The following is a 17154-nucleotide window of genomic DNA, read 5'->3' as shown; positions in this document are numbered from 1 at the left end:
CGTCATGGCTCCGATGTCTCCCTCAAGCCCTCGCCCTACGACCACGCACGGCGGCCGGCGGCTTCCAAGCACCAAGCTGCTCGACGGTCATGCCGACCTGGTGAGCGCGACCTCGCAGCTGCTCTTCCAGGTAGTCCGCCAGATTAAGCTGGTAGATGGGGTCGGTCTCGTCGTGCCATTGCCGCACCCAGGGCTGAAGCTCCGCGAGGCCCGCGACCAGGGGGACGAGCTTTTCGTCGGCCCAGCCTTCGGCCTCCCGCTCGGCGATGACCGCGTTCAGGGCCAGCGCTTGCTGAGCGTGGTCCCAGCCGGCCCAGCCGAGCAACTGGGTTGGGTCGGTCTCGCGACCGGCGTCCGGGTAGAGGATGAACCGTTCCTTGGGCACGTCGAGCTTGCCCCGGTGCTGCCACCACGACTGCTTCCGGAAGTCCGCGGTCGCGTATTTTGGCGGCACCGGAATCTCGCCGACCTTATCGCCACTGTCCTCGCGGCGTTGCAGATCCCAGGTCTGCTCCCATGCTTCACGCTTGCGAAGTCCAGAATCCTTGAGCCGGTACGCGGCCAAGAAGGGCACGCTTTCAGTATCCAGCAGCGTAGAGAGCTGCTGGGTGACCGACCGGTCCTTCCGACCGTCCCAAAGCTGCAGGACCGAGACGAGATCGAAGTCGCGGGTCACTACGTCCGCGAGCTGAGCGACCGATCGGGCGGTTGGTCGCCCCTGCACGTCGAACCAGTACGAGCGTGCCTCCAGGCGGTCGAGCAGCCACCGCCGTAACGCCCTCTCGACCCGCTTCTCCCACGGTTCGGTGGCCCACCGCCGCTTGTACTCGGGACGCTCAAGCAGGTTGATGAACTTGTTCGACTCGATCAGTTCAAGCCGCCGCTGCACCAACGCCCGATACTCTTGCGGCCAATGTAGAGGTAGCTCAGTTATGGGTTCAGACGCATGCCGTGTGAACCATTCTGCAGACTCGCCATCTCGTATCACCTTTCGGGCGAGCGCAATCTCAAATGCTCGTTCTCCGAGGCGGATTCCTGGGGCAACGCCCTCCGAATACGTCAAATCGTCTTCGGTGAGCCCGTAGGAGAGATAGAATTGCCAGTCCAATTCCTCCTGATCAGAAATCATTCGCTTACGCAGCTCGCCGAACTCAGCTCGGGCATTGGAAATTGCACCGAGTGTTGGAGTGCAATTTCCGGCCGCCATGGAGCCAAAAAGGGCTGCCGCCCTCTGAGCAGCATCGTCGAGTGAACGAGCCAGAGCCAACGGTAGATTCGGAGGAAGTGGGAAGTCTTTCAGGGTCGTCCCGGTAAACTCGTAAAATCGCTCCCAGTCCGACGAGGTAAATCCTCCACCCTCACCCCGGATACCCTTGTCGTGGCTGTTCTGTTTGAGCCAGAAGCAGGCCGTCGATGAGTTCAGCACTCCCAGCAGCGCAAGGTAATCGTCCTCTGCCGCCCCCTCCGGCAACTTAATCACCGGCGCCGACTGCTTGAACACCTTCCCGCCCCGATCCAGCACAAAATGGTTGTGCGTCGCGACGAAGGCAAAAGCAATTGATAACGGACGACGGAAGCGCTGTGGAAAGAACATCGAATGGTCGAACCAGCGAAGGCCTCGCTCTGTCTTGGTCTGGCCGAAATCGAGTTGAGTCTCGAGCGAACGCCTCGTGCGCCAGAGATGCTTCATCGCCGCAGAGCTCAAATCCTTGGGATTTCCGAGCCTACCGTTCGGCAGGATGGTTACGTTCGCAGGTTCCAAGCCGTAATCGCGGACTTCCTCGCCGAGCACTACTGGCACTACGTCGGACTCCAGCCCCAGGACGCTTGACGAAGCGGCAGGAACGAAAAATGCCTCATCGTTTCCAGTATGCGTCGTGCGCCCGACTACTTCCATCCTTGCAGCAAGGCTACTCGTTGAGACCTTCTCAATTTTAGCCGACAGCCCTGCAGCGCTACCGCCACTCAAACTCCATGGATGTTTCGCCAAAACTTTGCGCTGCAGGTCTGCGACGGAGATAAAGTCGCCGTCCTCGAATTCAGCTTTGCTGATATTAGTTACGATTTCTTGCCAGACAAGACCATCCGACGGGACGTCGGGTTGCCCCGGCTCGCCACGAATTCCAAGTGCCGCCTTGACCGTATCGGTGGTTGGTGACTGATGCCTACCAACCAAGATGACCGTCGGTGTTCCGTGACCGGGGATGTAAGCACCCGAAGTGTCAACAACGAGTCGGAGGTCCTGGCGGCTAAGGAACTCTTCAATCAGTCTAGAACCGAACTCACGCTTCATGAACGAGTTAGATGTAATCTGGCCAGTCCAGCCGGCCGGCCGGTCGCCGGCCACGGACTTTGCTAGCTGGAAGAACCGCTCCATGAACGGGACCGTCAGCGCATACGTTCCTTTGCATGTCGGGTAGAGCTCGCGATAGGCGGCGTTCAGCTTTCGATCCTTGACGGTGATGTACGGCGGATTGCCCACCACGACGTCGTACTTGCCCGGCTCCAGGATCGAACGCAGCGCCGCGAGGTCCTCCGACGCGTAGGCGAAACCGCTGAGCCCGACGTCGTAGTCCTCCACGCCCGGTAGTTCGAGTGCAAGCTGCGGTCGTCGATGCAGCAAGGAATCGCCTGCCGCAAGATGGAATTGGAACGCAGGCGCCTGCTCCAGAGTGTTCAGATCTGCCGCCCGGAGTGCTGCGAGCATGAGGCGGAAGCGGGCGATAGCGACGGCGAAGGGGTTGAGGTCGACGCCGTGGATGGCGTTGAGTGCTTCCTGTACCCGTGTCTGCACCTCCATGCCTGGGGCGTGCGCGGCCCAACGATCGTAGAGCCGGGCGAAGGCACCGAGCAGGAAGTGACCAGACCCACATGTAGGGTCGATGAGCTTGAAACCTTCGAGCGGTCGCTCGGCGAGCGCTGGCTCCATCGTCTGGTCGAGGATGAACTCCTCGACGAACTCCGGCGTCTGGAGCAGCGCGAACGTCTTCTTGGCGTAGTCGGAGAGGTCTTGGTAGAGGTCGCCGAGGAATCGAGTCGACAGATCGGGGTCGGCGAGGTCCCAGACGAGGTCACCGTCGGCGGTGCGTTCGCGCCAGAAAGCGATGAGCCGCTTGGCGGCCTGACCCGACGGAGAGACCGTCCACAGCGGAGAATGCGACTCGACCAGATCCCGGGTCGCCTCCGTGTTCCTCAGGTATTCGATCGCCTGGAGCACCCACTCCCGGTCGGTGTCTTCAGGGTGAGCGCGGAAGTAGGAGAGTTCCGCGTCCAAGGCCTCCTGCCGGCGGTCGGCGGGTCCGGCGATCCAGACCGGCATGAGTAGGCGATTGTCCTCGCAGAAACGCACGAAGACCGTGGTCAGCACCCAGGCAACGGCCGCCTGTGTCACCCGGTCGTCGCGCCATTCCTGCCACGACATGGCAGTCCGCTCGCGGCTTTCCGCAGCCTTGTGCTCCTGTTCCCATCTCGCCAGGACGTCGGGCTGCGAGGCGACACGATCGCGGAGGTCGTCCTCCAGATCGAGGACAACCTTCTTGAGCGCTGCCGTCAACCCCGTTGAGACCGCCATTGCTACTGCTCCTTCTGGGCGGCTGCGCTCAGGGCAGCCGTGCTGTCGATCCACTCGTTGTCGAGGTTGACGAACTGGTTGGGTGCGGCGAGCGGGACCGGCCGGCCGTCAATCACAGGGCCGTGGTTGCCGTTGAGTTGCGGCACGAGCAGCCAGACTGCACGGTGGCGCGGGGCTGCCAGGTCGGTCCACCGGGTGAGCAGCGCCATGTTGTCGTAGCGGGCGAGCGGCGAGGCATCCGTGAGCAGCACGGGCGAGTCCTCACGTCCCGCCGTGAGCGCCCGCTCGACGGCGGCCTCGACCTCGGGCCAGGATCTGCGAACCAGCTCTTCCAAACCGCGTCGGGGACGACTCGACTCCCGTTCGGCGTCGGCGGCACGCACCAGGTCCCAAGGCATGTTGGCGGCCTCGGACACCGAGCGCAGCGCGCCCAGCAACGCTCCGGTCAGGTCGACCGTCGTCGCCCCGTACCGGGATTGGGCCGCATCGATCAGCCGATCGAGACGATCGGCGCGGGCGCCGAGCGCGAGGAACGATCGGCTGCCGATCGAGGTTTCCAGCCTGGCACCCAGCGCGCCCGTGGTGCCTACCGGGGATGTGGTCGTCGCGAGACTGGTCGCGGGCCGGGAATCCAGCCCGGTTGTCGCAGCGCCGGTGTGGAGGGCCCGGTAGACCCGCAGCCGGTCGTCGAAGGTCAAGCCGAGGCCAGCATCCGCGATCAGGCTGTCGAGCGCCGGCCTCCGCGGCAGTTCCGGCGCTGCGGGGAACCGGACCCGTACTCGTTCGCGAATCTCATCCGGGGTGAGCTGCTGCCCGCCGAAGTCCGCAAACGTCTGGGCCAGAGCCGCGACCGCGGTGAACGCGCGGTGGTGTAGATCGCCGGCGCCTGAAGCAGCCGCGTGGGTCGATGCGGCGGCGGCCAGAGTCACCCGACGCAACGGGTCGGCAAGGGCGGTCGGCCATCCGCTCTCGGTGGGGACGGCCGCTTCGAGGCGTGCTTGCGCGCGCTGGGCCGGAATGACCGCGTTCGCGGTGACGCCGGTTGCGTTGACCAGGCGGTCCGCCTCCGCGGCGAGTGACTCGGCGACATCGCACAGCGCCTGATCCTCGGCCAGCAGCGTGACCACTCCCCCGCGCCGGCGGACCCAGACGGGCGGCTGCGAGCCGTCGGCCTTGTTCATCGCCTTACGACGTTCCAACGCGAAGCGGAGCAGGCCACGAGCCAGCCGCTCGTCCGGATGCGTTCCGGGCCGGAGCTTTTCGATCACCGTACGAGTCAACTCGGCGACCGTTGCGACCGAGCCGAGTTCCGTGAGGCGGACCGAGACGGCGTCAGCCAAGCGGTCGAGGAGCGCCCGCGCATCACGGTCCCCGGCCCACCGCTCTTGCAGGGTTCCGAGCAGCGTCGTGATGCGCGACTGTTGCACCGGCTCGTCGAGGTTCGCTCCGAGCTGAGCGTGCGTCGCAAAGGCATCGAGTGCCGTGTCGAATCCCAAGATCAGGCGGACGACTCCGCCGCGTGACGGTGAGCGAGGTGTGGCGACAACGCGGAGCAACAGATCGGCGGCGTCGGTGGGAGTCAGCTCCGGGCCACCACGTTCGGTCGTGCGGATCTCAGCCCCGAGCCGGGCGCGCCACTCCTTGATACGCGAGGTGATCTGCAAACGAGTTGCGTTCGCTACGCCCTGTAGGCGGGACAGCTGCACCGGGTCGACGGTCAGCAGTTCGCCGACCGTCTGGACGCCATAGGGTTCCAGCGCCGACAAGGCGCGAGCAGTCAGCCCGGAGTCACGCAGCGGGGTGGTCAGTGTGGCTTGAGCTGCCAGCTCGTCGTAGGACTCGTCCGGCTCGGTCGTGGCGTCCTGCGCGAAGATCGTCAGCCATGCGGCCCGCATTCCTTCCGCGGTGTGGTGCCGGGCGCTGGCATCGCTGGCCAGTGCCTTGCGGAAGAAGTCGACCAGGTCGCCAGCCAGCGTGGTGTCGAACATCTCCGGCCGGATGGTCGCCTCCTCCTGGATGCTCCCCGGATCACCTTCGCCGTCCCCGTACACGGGCGTGCTGCCGGTCGCCATCTCGAAGAGAACCACGGCGGCGGCATATCGTTCCGCGGCCGAGTCGTACCGGTCCCGTGTGCCGGTGAGGAACGGGTCGAGGTACGGCGGGGTACCGGCCTGGAGAGCGGAGGCCGCGGCCCTGGTCAGCGAGAAGTCAAAGAGGATCAGATGCTTTGTGCGGTCGCTGCGGCTTTCCCGTACACCCAGGTTGGAAGGCTTGATGTCTCGGTGGTCGATCCCGGCCTTGTCCAGCGTGACGAGGCTGTCGAGCAGGTCGGTTCCGTATCGTTCAAGTAGGTCGATTGACAGGCGGGTACGCGCCCGCAGCGCGGTCGTGAGAGTCTCCGGACCGGCACTTTCGAGTAGAAGGGCACGCCGGCCACCGACGACGATCGGTCCTTCGAGAACTTTCACGATGCGTGGGGCGTCGAGGCGACGCAGCACCTCCGCCTCATCGTCGAGCCTGGTCGCAGCGGTGTCGTCGAGGGCCACCTTCAGGACACACTCGCCGTTTCCGTCGATGTGCAGATCCTGCACGAGCAGACCCACAGCAGTCGATCCCTGCCCGAGGCGCCGGATCAGCCGGAAGCGTCCATCGAGGACCGTACCGGGTGTCGCCTCGAGCGGATCGGTCTCCTCGCTTGAGGTCGCGGAGTCGCGCTCGGCCGCGGCGAGCTGCGACAGGAAAGTCGCGACGTCGGCCGTCCGCCGGCTGGGCGCCGGATCAGTTGCTTTGAGCACGAGCGATCGCAACGTCGACGGGACCTGAGGCAGCTCGATCGCCAGGTCAAGGCCGTGCTGGTCACGCAGTCGTTGCTTGAGAGCGCTCCGGGTGGGTGCCGGCGCTCTCCCGGTGATCAGGTAGAAGGCGAGTGTCCCCAGGCCGAAAACATCGAGCCGGATACGGTCGGCGTCTGCGCTCCACGCCCCTTCAGGGGCGCTGAACACCTCGGCCGCTCCCGGTCCGTGATTCGCGAGGGCGGCGTCGACCAGCGAGGTCACCCCATGGAGGGAAGAGTTGGCGGCCGAGCCGTTCTGGACGCTGCCAGCGCCCTGCCAATCACCGACCCGCACCTTGACGTCGCTCTGGGTGCCGGGAACCTGGCGCACCCAGACCGCAGGCGGCATCAGCCCGCGGTGTACGACCCTGTTGTTGTGGGCGTACTGCAGCGCCTCGCCGATCTGGCGAATCATCGACAACTGCGTTGCCAGCGGCACACCCTGATCCTGGCCGGCCAGCCATAGGTCGAGACGCTGCCACTGCTGGTCATAGGGGTAGACGAGCCCGATGCCGAGTTCGGATTCGACCAGGTCACGAGGGCGCAGCAGCCCGTCGTGCTGCAACCGGGACATGATGCGAAACTCATGCTCCGCGATCTGCCGGGCCGACGCCCGCTCCTGCTGGCCGGCGGCCGGTGGTAGGACTCGGAACCGGATCCGGGCACGGTCCTGCTGGACCACCCGGTGGTAGGCGAGCCAGTCCTGCCAGCCCTCGTCAGAGTCGATGGCCTGGTCCTCAATGACCCAGGACCCCGCCTCACGCTCCCGGCGTTGTACGAGGCCGATGCGTTCAAGCAGCTTAACCAGGATGTGTTCCTGGTTCGGGCCGATCGCCCGCCGCCCCGCGGGTTCGAGCACCAGTTCAGATATTTCGGCCAGGTTGCTTCGGGAGCTGTGGTCATCCAGGCCGTAGAGGTTGATAGTGCTTGATGAACTGAGGACGCAGCGCAGATCGGGATGGTGCAGGAACACCGCCTCCTGCACGAACGGGATGACGTCTCGCTCGTCGGGAATCTGAACGTTCTGCTCCTGCGCCCACAGACGCAGCTCGTCCTTCAGCTTGCTCGCGAAAAACTGCGCTTTGCGCCGGGTCAGCTTGAGCGGCGAATCTTCGGGGCGCCGACCGTCGCGAGCCCAACGCTGATCATCGCCGCGGAGGGTGCCAGAGTAGTACTTGAGCTCGATGAGGTGGAGCTGTTTGCGACCGAGTAAAAGTAGGTCGACCTCGTGCCATCGACCCCGCGAATCGCGGAACTCGAAGTTCGACCAGGCGCGAAACGGCGTCTCATCGGGCATGATCGCGCGGACCAGTGCCAACCCTTCGGCTTCGTGCGGAAATTGCGAGGGCGAGACCTCGATCCAGCGGTCCTGCCCAGCCTCTGCCACCGTTCACCCTCCGCACCGCACCTGGTTCGTCCCCGAACCTACTGCCCCGGGCCGCAGGAGCATACCCGGTCAGTAGCGGGTGGCCATCGTCTCCGCTCCGCAAGTTGCCGCCCTACGAGGGAGATGTACATCCGCGGGAATCGTGTTGGCTGATTGGTCAGAGGCATTCAGACGGATGGCTGAACAACGGTGTGACGGCCGTGCTGCTGGCCGGCTCAAGCTGCTCTCGAAGACGTAGAGCCTGTTCGGGCGGCGGAGCCGGGTATTCGAATTCGGATGGTGTTGGCGGGTATGGGCGATTTACGGACGTCGACTGCGGAGCGGGCGTGTCCGAATCCAATGCCGAGCGCCCCAGCACATCCACAAAGGGCCTACCGCGCGAGCGCGGCTGGACCGGCATGGTCCAGCGGCTCGCGGGCGGCTCAGGCGGTGGATCCGAACCTCAGGGCCGGTCGGGCGTAGCAGTGAGGAATGCCGCTATCGCCAGCAGGAGGAGCACGGTGCCGGTGAAGCCGGCGGCCCCGGTGAAGATCCCGGCGACCGGATCTCGCGAGCTCATCCCCGTCAGCAGTCCGGCGGCCGCGCCCACCATGAGGCTGAAGACGATGATCACCGCGAGCCAGAGGGGGCGCGTCGGAGGAGTCATTGCCGATCCGTCCTTTCGTGGCCTCCGGCTGTTCCCGGATGCTTGTCGGGCACCGGTGCACGTCCGTGCCTGTCGAAGGCGAGTGGCGTGCGACGGAGGGGAAGCTGTGGGGGTAGAGTAGCAGTGTTCTAACACGATGCGAATATTCAGGAGGCGGGTCTCAGCGTGTCGACCGCGGAGCTATCCACCCAACTGCGCCGGCTCGTGCGGCTTGTCCAAGAGGACCTACGCACGTCCGGGGCCAGCGACGTCTCGGACGAGCAGGTCGACCAAGCAGCGGTCGGGTGGGTGCTCGGCACTCTGTTCGTGCGGTTCGCGGAGGACAACCGCCTGATCGATCGACAGTCGGCACCTGCGGCTCCGGACCAGCAGCTGCCGTGGCTCCTCTCCCGGTTCGAGTCCTTCGCGGCCGTCGATCCGGGGACCGGGCTGTTTGACCGCAGTCAGAACCCGATCTTCGACCTGCCGGTCTCGGACCAGATGGCCGGCGACCTGGTCGCCTTCTGGAACCGCCCCGACGCGAACGGCGGAATGGCCCACGACCTCGCCACCACGGACTTGAACACCCGCTTCCTAGGCGATCTCTACCAGGTCATCGACGAGAGCGCCAGCAAGCAGTACGCCCTACTGCAGACGCCTGCCTTCGTCACCGAGTTCATCTTGGACCTCACGCTTGAACCTGCCCTTCAGGAGCGTGGGCATGAGGCCCTCCGCCTGATGGATCCGGTCTGCGGGTCGGGGCACTTTGTCCTGGCGGCATTCTCGCGGCTGTTTTCCGTCTGGCAGCGGGCCGCTCCCACGGTTGCTGTCGAGGATCTGGTCGGTCGTGCGCTGCGCTGCGTGCACGGGGTGGATCTCAACCCTCTCGCCGTGGCTATCACCCGGTTCCGCCTGCTCATGGCTGCGGTGCGCGCGTGTGGCGCCACGAAGCTCAGCGAGGTTGCCCGATTCGACTGGCGATTCTCGGTAGCCGTCGCCGATTCGCTGGTCGAGGACCCCTTCGGTGGCGACTTCGACGTGGTGGTAGGCAACCCGCCCTACACCACCGTGCGGGACAAAATCCTTGATGAGGTCTACCGCGCCCGGTACGACGCCTGCGTCGGCAGGTACGCCCTCACGATCCCCTTCTCGCAGAGGCTTTTCCAGTTGGCTCGGCCCGGTGGCCGGGTTGGTCAACTGACATCCAACTCGTTCATGAAGCGCGAGTTCGGTCGAAGGCTCGTCGAGGAGTTCTTCGGGCACCGGGTCGCCCTCACGCACATCATCGACACTTCGGGCGCGTTCATCCCAGGCCACGGCACGCCCACCGTGATATTGATCGGCCGCAACGAGCCGCCTCTTGACGCGGCGCCGGTGCTCACCGTGGCCGGACTGCGCGGCGAGCCGGCCGTCCCGTCCGATCCCGCTCGGGCGCCGGTCTGGCGATCGTTGCTGCGACAGACGGCGCATCCTGGTCGCGCCGACACGTGGTCGGAATCTCGCTACGTCAGCCGAGAGCAACTCCGCTCGTTTCCGCTGACGATTGCGACAAGCGAGGCGGCCGAGGTCCTCGCGGGGATTGCCGCTGCGCCACGTCGGCTGAACGACTATGTGGTGCGAATTGGATACTTCGCCAACACGGGATCGGATGACATCTTCACCGCGCCACGTCACACGTTCGCGACGCTCGGAATTCCTGCTGACGACGCCCTCGTGGGCGTTATCTCCGGCTCCGAGGTCCGGGACTGGAACGCCCAGGCCGACCGCTACGCTTTCTGCCCGTACGATTCATCGGGCGACATCGTCTCGATCGAACAGCATCCCGCGCATCTACGACGGCTGTGGCCATACGGTCTGGTGCTGCGGAACCGCCCATCCGGTTTCGAGGGATCTGCCAATAAGAGCGGAAGGCCTTGGTACGACTGGCATCAGTTCGTCGGTCGGAGGGGCACCCACGACCGGCTGATCACATACTCCTGGGTTGCCACCCACAACCACTTCGCCGCCCTGCACAGGGATGAGGTGCCACTGCACTCCGCGCCGATCATCGAGCTCCCCCCCGACGCGGCACAGCGCCGCACCGACCTGACCGCATGGCTCAACAGTTCCTCGGTCTGCTTCTGGCTAAAGCAGGGCAGCAACAGCAAGGGCAGGCCGGGCCTCGACCAGACTGGCACCGGCGAACACTGGGACACCTTCTACGAGATCGCCGCCACCCGGCTGCGCGAGCTCCCATTGCCCGAGAAGCTGCGCACCACGTACGCCGATGAGTTGGACCGGCTCGCTCGGGAGCTGTCTGAGACCACTCCCGCAGCGGTAGTGCGCCACCAGTCCCCAAGCCGCGAAGGGTTCTCCACGGCTCGTTCCCGTTGGGAAGCTGTCCGCGCCCGCATGGTGGCCCTGCAGGAGGAGTTGGACTGGGAGGTCTATCTCCGGTATGGCGTGACCGAGGACGAGGGCCTGTTGGCCGCTGCCTCCGCCGTTCCACCATTGGCCTTCGGCGAGCGAGCATTCGAGATCGTCATGGCCCGACAGATGGTCGCCGGCGAGCTGGACACTGCTTGGTTTGTGCGGCACGGCGCTCTTCCGACCACCGATCTCCCCGCCCACTGGCCAGCGTCCTACCGTGAGGTGGTCGAGCGGCGCATCGACGCGATGCAGCGGGACAGTCGGCTGCGGACTCTGGAACGGCCGGAGTTCAAACGACGATGGGCCTCCCCCGGCTGGGACGCCATGGCGGCCGGAGCGGTGCGCACCTGGTTGCTCGACAGGTGTGAGACGGCCGAGCTCTGGTACGACAACGCAGACGGCGCAAGGCGTGCCCGACCGCGAACAATCGTGGAGCTAGCCGAGCTGCTGGGCGAGGATCCAGCGTTCGTCCAGGCGGCTGAGCTGTACGCACCAGGCCAACCGCTAGTCGACGTCGTAAGGGACCTGTTCGCGGACGAAGTCGTCCCCCACCTCGCCGCCCTACGTTATCGAGACTCGGGCATCGCAAAGCGCGCTCAGTGGGAGGAGACGTGGCGGCTACAACGGGAACAGGACTTGGGTCTTACTGGGCCGGCCCCGATGCCACCGAAATACAGCAGCGCCGACTTCCTGAAGGTGAGCTACTGGCGGCACCGTGGCAAGTACGACGTGCCTGGCGAACGGTTCGTGTCCTATGCGCGCTCGGGAGGCGCCATCAAGGACGCCATGGTGGGGTGGGCCGGCTGGCCCGTCGAGGACCGGGCAATGGTGCTATCCGACCTCGCGTCAGCCGCACCGACTCGCGAGGACGGCGTTCCGCTGCTCGCCGGCCTGCTGGAGTTGCTGCCGTGGGTGAAGCAATGGTGTAGCGACCAGCAGTACGGGAGCCACCGCACCCTGCTAGACGACTTGATGGTCCGGTGGGATGTCACCGAGGAGGATCTACGCGCTTGGCGTCCCCTGAAATCGAAGCGCGGGCGTCCCCGCAAGCAGAGCTGATCGATGTAGCTCAGTCAGGCCATCTGACCACCAGAACTATCCACATGATGATCCTTCGGGCTCCACCCTACCGGGGCTCTTCACTGACGTACCGGCCCTCGGTACCGATCTGCCCGATCCTGCGGGCGCAGTCGAGCGGGCCAGGTAGATCGTCGTTTCAACGGTCAGCCTGCCTGAGGGCGTCTACCGGTTCGGGGACGGCCCTGCGCCAGTTCCGGCAGGTGCTGACACACGTACGCGCCACCTCCGGCGACGTCTCCCCCACGGCTCTCGACCTACGTTTCAACATCGGCATACTGCTGATCTCCGATGACAAGGCCGCCGAGGCCGCGGACGAGCTGCAACCGCTGCACGACGACCTCTGCGTGGTCTACGGCCCAGACCATGAGCTGACCCGGGAAGTCGCCGACCTGCTTGCCCGGCTCCGACTCGCCGCCGACGGATAGATCCGCCACCGCCGTCTGCTCAGGTCTCCCCCGCGTGTTGTCCGGGGTTGCTCCCGGCTTCGATGATCTCTATGCTTCCTGGGCGTCAAGAGTGGTCAGCGTCAAGCCCCTCGGCTTGCTGACCCGGCAACCGCGCCACCCGCGCACGGTGCCTCCGGGGGAAGACCAGGCCGACCGCAAGCCGCGGCACGGCAAGAGCGGGTGCCTCATGGCACCGGAAAGCGAGTTCATCGTGCCGTTCGACGAACTGGACCTGGCCGCCTTCGCGGTCTGCCTGACCTGCGGGCACCTCCGCGACGGCGCCCCGCGCGAACAGCGGTGCCGCTGCCAGCCACGTACACCGGAGTGGGAGCAGCAGTGGCAGGGCCAGGACATCCCTAGTGACCTCGACCTGTGCCTGTTGTGTGTCCGGGACACGGTGACCACCCGAACCCGGTGGTCGTGGCTGGCCTGCGAAACCTGCCGACACGTCTCGCAGGTCGTCGGCGAGCGGTACGGCCACCGCGCCGCACTGCCGCTGGGCCGGCACTCGCTCATGAACGGCGACGTGGCCCAGCGGCAGACGGCCACGACCACCGAGGTCGCTGCCTCGCTGGTGGCCTCCGCACGGCGTTGTAACGAGCTGCGCGAGTGGCAGCAGGTGGAGTTCGCCCGGCTCGCCGAGCCACTACGCGTGATTGCTTCGAGCCTGCCGCTGGCCGAGTGGCAGCGGCAGTCGCCGCCCTCGCTTGGAGCGAGCGTCGACGCTTTCGACCGCTACGGCGTCATGCCCGTGCCCAACGACCTCAGCAGCCTCCGGCAGGCCCAGACCGAATTCCTGTCCACCGCGCGTTGACCGCCAGTCCAGCCGGCTGCTGTTGGGTATCCGAATCGCCAACAGCGGTCGCGCTGGTCATCGTCCATCGAAGGTCCGGTGATAACCGGCAGCTCGGATGCCGCGCCGTTCGATAGCATCCGGCCATGATGGACGGTGGCGGGCAGTGACGTCGGTGCCCGGTGGCCGAAGCATGACCATCACCAGTGGTTGGCCGGCGCTGACCGTGGCATTGAGCAACAGAGCCTCGCCAGCGAGATTGTTCATTCAGGAGCGGTTCGGCCGCTGGCAGGACCTGCAGGCACGGTATCGGGAATCCGTGGGCTCCCTTGTCGTGCCTGGGAGCCAGGCGAACCCTGGCACCATCGGCTCGGCCTTCGACTGGATGGTGCGCTTCATGGTGCATCCCAGTCCGGATCTGCGCTTGGCACTGCTCGGCGCGCGCACTCCCCCACTCCGGCACGCGGTCCACGAACTGGCACGCACGCTGAATTACTCCCAAAGCGGCGACAGCGTGGGGACCTACCGGTTCACCGGGCCGGGCGCAGGCAGCGAAGCCGACCATCAACTCGTTGCCCGGGCGTGCTGGGCGCTGGCGCTCCTCACCGACCTGTACCGGGTCGATTCCACACCCGGATCCCCGTTGATGGCCCTGGCCCCAAGGTCCATCACCGCCGAGAAGCTCCTTGAGCTCGCCCCACCCGCGGCCCTCGACGAGCTCCAGGCTCTGCGCGCCTTCGCCGAGCGAAGCCTCGTGCCGCCCCTGTCGGCACGGCATGGAGCGTGGGCCCTCGGGCCGACCTTCGCCGGATCATCGCTGATGAACGCCGACGCCGACCTGATCGCCGCAGGTCTGCTGCTCGAACTCAAGACGGGCCTCGGCAGCAAACGCCGCGACGGGACACGGCGGTCATCACTGGAAGCGCCGACCATCATGCAGCTGCTCGGCTACGTACTGCTGGACTTCGCTGACGAGTTCGCCATCGAAGCCGTCGGCGTTTACAACGCCCGCTACGCACACCTGACGACCTGGCGCCTAACCGAACTCCTGGCTGAGTTGGCGGGCCGGCCCGTCGACCTGAAGGAAGAACGTGTCGCCTTCCATCAGCTGCTCCACGGGCGATCGCGTTAGTCCTCGCGTCGGAGACCATCTAGGTAGCCCTGAATGAGGGCGGACGCGTCGCGGAAGTCGAGGTCGAAGAACTCACGGTCCTTGCGCACCCGGTAGGGCGCCAATCGATCGTGCAGCTCGGCCTCCACCGACGGAGCATCCGCGACCACCCACAAAGCGCGCACGCCATACGGGATAACGACGCCTGTCGCCCGATTGATCTCCCTCACCCGCTCCTCGACGGTTCGCTCGGTGTAGCCGATCTTCAGCATCCGAGGCTGCTCGCGAGTCGACAGCACGTAGATGTAGCCAGCTCCTCGTATTTCACGCGGCTGTTCCCCGACGAGTCCGGCCAGATGGACCTGCACGTCCGCGTCAGTCAGGAGCGTGAGCTGCTTCGCAGCTGTGGCATCGTCGCCATCCCTGATCGCGGTGCGTAGGCGACTGAGCGCGTCACCAACTTGTAGGCAGCGCTTACGTCCGGGGCGGCCCAGCTGTTGCCACACGGTGAACCAGTCCCACTGGTCCTGCTTGTGACAGCGCGAGTAGAGCCCCTTGACTTCCGACAGGGCCTCCAGCAGTGACGGGCTGGACTCAATCGGGTCGTTCTGCAGGTAGCTCAGCACGGCCGCTACCGACTGACGTCGTTTCTGCTGAACCTCGGGCTTGACGGGGGCCATCCCGAAGCCCCACTTCTGCACGACCTGCACGCGGTGGTCTTGAACTGGAGATGCCACGACCGCCTCCCCCTCCCGTAGCTGCATGCGCCGTCGGATGCGGCGATCCCGGCCACCTCAGCAGCGGCCGGAATGAGCGGGAAGAGTATCCAACACGACTCGCTGGCCGCCGAGCCGGAGCCCGGACGGAAGGCCGCCCGCCTGCGAAGGAACACACGCGACTACAGGCCGAGAGACCGGAGCGGGCAAGATGACCTCTGCGTGGTCTCCGGCCCTACCCGCGAGGAGGGTCTGGCGATCGCCCACGTGCTGGCCCGCGTCCGGCTCGCCGGGCCGGGGGTGGGTGACAATGGCATCCCTGTTTCACCGCCATGGATCAGCACGACGGATCGCTGGCGGCGGTCGCCCGAGGAGGAGTCCGTGGAGTTGGCACCAGAATCTGATGCCGTCTCTGCGGCCAGCGCCGTTCGCGCGTCAATCGGCTTCGACCAACTGCGCAGGGTCGGGGATGCGCTGTACTGGCTGGAGTCCCGTCCGAGCTCCGGGAGCGGCCCGACCCTCGTGCGGTGGTCGGCAGACGACGGCGCGGCCGACGTAACTCCGTCGAGGTTCGACGTGAGCAGCAGCGTGCACGCCTACGGCGGTGGCACGTACGCCCCAAGCAGCGACGAGGTGTGGTGCGCCGGCGCGAACGGCCTCTACCGGGTAGCCGAAGGCAACGTCAGCCTGATGGCGGAGGACTCGTCGTCGTTCGGTGACCTGACGATCGGCAACGGCGAGCTACTCGCTGTACGGGAGACCGACGACGGTGACGCCCTGGTGGCGGTTCCGCTCGTCGGCGCCCCGGTGATGCGGGTGCTTGCGGAGACGTCGGGATTCTTCGGGGCTCCGCGACCCGGGCCGGGAATGCTGGCCTGGTTGCGGTGGAGTGAGCGGGACATGCCGTGGGACTCGAGCGAGCTGTGGGTGGCGCCCTATGGTGCCGACGGGTTGCTCGGCGATCCGGTGAAGCTCGCAGGCGGGCCGACGGAGTCCGTGGTGGAGCCGCGGTGGGGGCCGGACGCCGCCCTGTACTTCGCGTCGGATCGCAGCGGCTGGTGGAACCTCTATCGCTGGGATGGAGAATCGGTGGAGCCGGTGGCTCCGGTGGCGGCCGAGTGCGCGGCCGAGCCGTGGGAGCTGGGCTACGTCTCTTACGACTTCCTGGCTGATGGCCGGATTGTGATGGTGGTGCAGGAGGGACCGCGCCACCGCCTGGCCGTCGTTGATCGTGCGGGAGCGGTCGTCCCGGTGAAGCTGCCCTACACGTCGATCAAGCCGTACCTCGCGGTGGGCGGCGCGTCGGTGGCCTTGGTGGGATCGTCACCGGAAGTGGCCCCGCAGGTGGCGCTGGTGCACCTGGGCGACGAGCCGCGTGTGGAGGTGTTGGCTCGGGCCGAGCATCCGGGGCTTGACGGGCTGGCGGTGTCGACGCCGGTGGAGCTGCGCATCCTGGTTGAGGGCAGCCGGGAGGTGGTGGCGCTGGTATATCCGCCAACCGGGGCAGCGCCGGACTGGTGTGCGCCCGTCATCGTACGGGCGCACCCGGGTCCGACGGCTTCCAGCCTGGTGCGGCTGGACTGGCAGGCGCAGTTCTTCACCAGCCGCGGGTTCGCTGTCGTCGACGTCGACTACACCGGAAGTACCGGGTACGGGCGGGTATTTCGGCAGGCCCTCTACGGCCGTTGGGGCATCGACGACGTGGTGGACTGCCGTGCTGCCGCCGAATTTCTGCTGACCGAGGGCCGGGCGGTCCCGGAGGCGGTGTTCATCCGTGGAGCCAGCGCAGGCGGGTATACCGCGTTACACGCGGTTGCACAGGACGGTCCGTTCATCGCGGCAACCGCCGTGTCAGCGATCGTCGATCCCGAGCGTTGGGCGGAAACCGTGCCTCGATTCCAGCGCGCACACGCGACCCAGCTGCGCGGTGGCGCCGGGCGAGTTCGTGCAGAGGACATCCGCCGACCCGTCCTGATGATCCACGGCACCGCCGACGACGTAGCGACCGCCGACGACGTGCGGGAACTCGCCGACGAGTTGCAGAATCGGGGCGCGCCGCATGAGCTGATGCTGCTCGACGGTGTTGGGCATTACGTCGCCACCTCGGCTCATGCTGCCCGGGCGTTAGAAGCAGAGCTTGCCCACTACCGCTCGGCGATGGCCGAAATGGCGTCCGGCTGACG

Annotated in this window: 9 protein-coding genes and 1 riboswitch; of the genes, 5 read left to right on the top strand and 4 right to left on the bottom strand. The window is 66.2% G+C overall.

Features of this window, described 5'->3' with window-relative positions:
- Positions 1–22: 22 nt before the first annotated feature.
- The 3 genes from pglX (ACFYP0_RS14855) to ACFYP0_RS14845 all read right to left on the bottom strand — a co-directional run bounded on the left by pglX (ACFYP0_RS14855) (position 23) and on the right by ACFYP0_RS14845 (position 8437).
- Complete coding sequence (gene pglX / locus ACFYP0_RS14855; RefSeq protein WP_386996271.1) at positions 23–3571, bottom strand: BREX-2 system adenine-specific DNA-methyltransferase PglX; 3549 nt, start codon at positions 3569–3571, stop codon at positions 23–25.
- A 2-nt stretch (positions 3572–3573) separates the two neighbouring features.
- Positions 3574–7791: a BREX system serine/threonine kinase PglW gene (gene pglW, locus ACFYP0_RS14850; protein WP_386996269.1), complete on the bottom strand. Its 4218-nt coding sequence runs from the start codon at positions 7789–7791 to the stop codon at positions 3574–3576.
- 442 nt (positions 7792–8233) lie between these two features.
- Entirely contained in the window at positions 8234–8437 is a 204-nt protein-coding gene (locus tag ACFYP0_RS14845) for a hypothetical protein (protein ID WP_386996267.1), read from the bottom strand.
- Between the two features lie 165 nt (positions 8438–8602).
- On the opposite strand from ACFYP0_RS14845, the gene pglX (ACFYP0_RS14840) reads away from it, so the two are divergent.
- The 4 genes from pglX (ACFYP0_RS14840) (at position 8603) to ACFYP0_RS14825 (ending at position 14276) form a co-directional block, all read left to right on the top strand.
- Complete coding sequence (pglX, locus tag ACFYP0_RS14840) at positions 8603–11884, top strand: BREX-2 system adenine-specific DNA-methyltransferase PglX (protein WP_386996264.1); 3282 nt, start codon at positions 8603–8605, stop codon at positions 11882–11884.
- A 221-nt stretch (positions 11885–12105) separates the two neighbouring features.
- On the top strand, positions 12106–12330 hold the full coding sequence (locus ACFYP0_RS14835) for a hypothetical protein (RefSeq protein WP_386996261.1): 225 nt from the start codon (positions 12106–12108) through the stop codon (positions 12328–12330).
- A gap of 83 nt (positions 12331–12413) precedes the next feature.
- Positions 12414–12534: riboswitch (SAM riboswitch) on the top strand.
- Positions 12535–12538: 4 nt separating this feature from the next.
- The gene (locus tag ACFYP0_RS14830; protein ID WP_386996259.1) at positions 12539–13165 is read left to right on the top strand and encodes a hypothetical protein; all 627 of its coding nucleotides are present in this window, start codon (positions 12539–12541) and stop codon (positions 13163–13165) included.
- Positions 13166–13337: 172 nt separating this feature from the next.
- Positions 13338–14276 carry a hypothetical protein gene (locus ACFYP0_RS14825; RefSeq protein WP_386996256.1) on the top strand — a complete coding sequence of 313 codons (939 nt, stop codon included), beginning with the start codon at positions 13338–13340 and terminating at the stop codon, positions 14274–14276.
- On the opposite strand, the gene ACFYP0_RS14820 is transcribed toward ACFYP0_RS14825, so the two are convergent.
- On the bottom strand, positions 14273–14965 hold the full coding sequence (locus ACFYP0_RS14820; protein ID WP_386996254.1) for a GIY-YIG nuclease family protein: 693 nt from the start codon (positions 14963–14965) through the stop codon (positions 14273–14275). The two genes, ACFYP0_RS14825 and ACFYP0_RS14820, sit on opposite strands and share 4 nt — an antisense overlap.
- 273 nt (positions 14966–15238) lie before the next feature.
- On the opposite strand from ACFYP0_RS14820, the gene ACFYP0_RS14815 reads away from it, so the two are divergent.
- A complete protein-coding gene (locus tag ACFYP0_RS14815; RefSeq protein ID WP_386996252.1) occupies positions 15239–17152 on the top strand; it encodes a S9 family peptidase in 1914 nt (637 codons plus the stop codon).
- The last annotated feature ends 2 nt before the right edge of the window (positions 17153–17154 follow it).

Origin of the sequence: Micromonospora arida (assembly GCF_042873195.1) — a bacterium.
Lineage (GTDB): Bacteria > Actinomycetota > Actinomycetes > Mycobacteriales > Micromonosporaceae > Micromonospora > Micromonospora arida.
The sequence above is the reverse complement of the archived record's forward strand: the minus strand, read 5'-3'. Positions and strand labels throughout refer to the sequence as shown.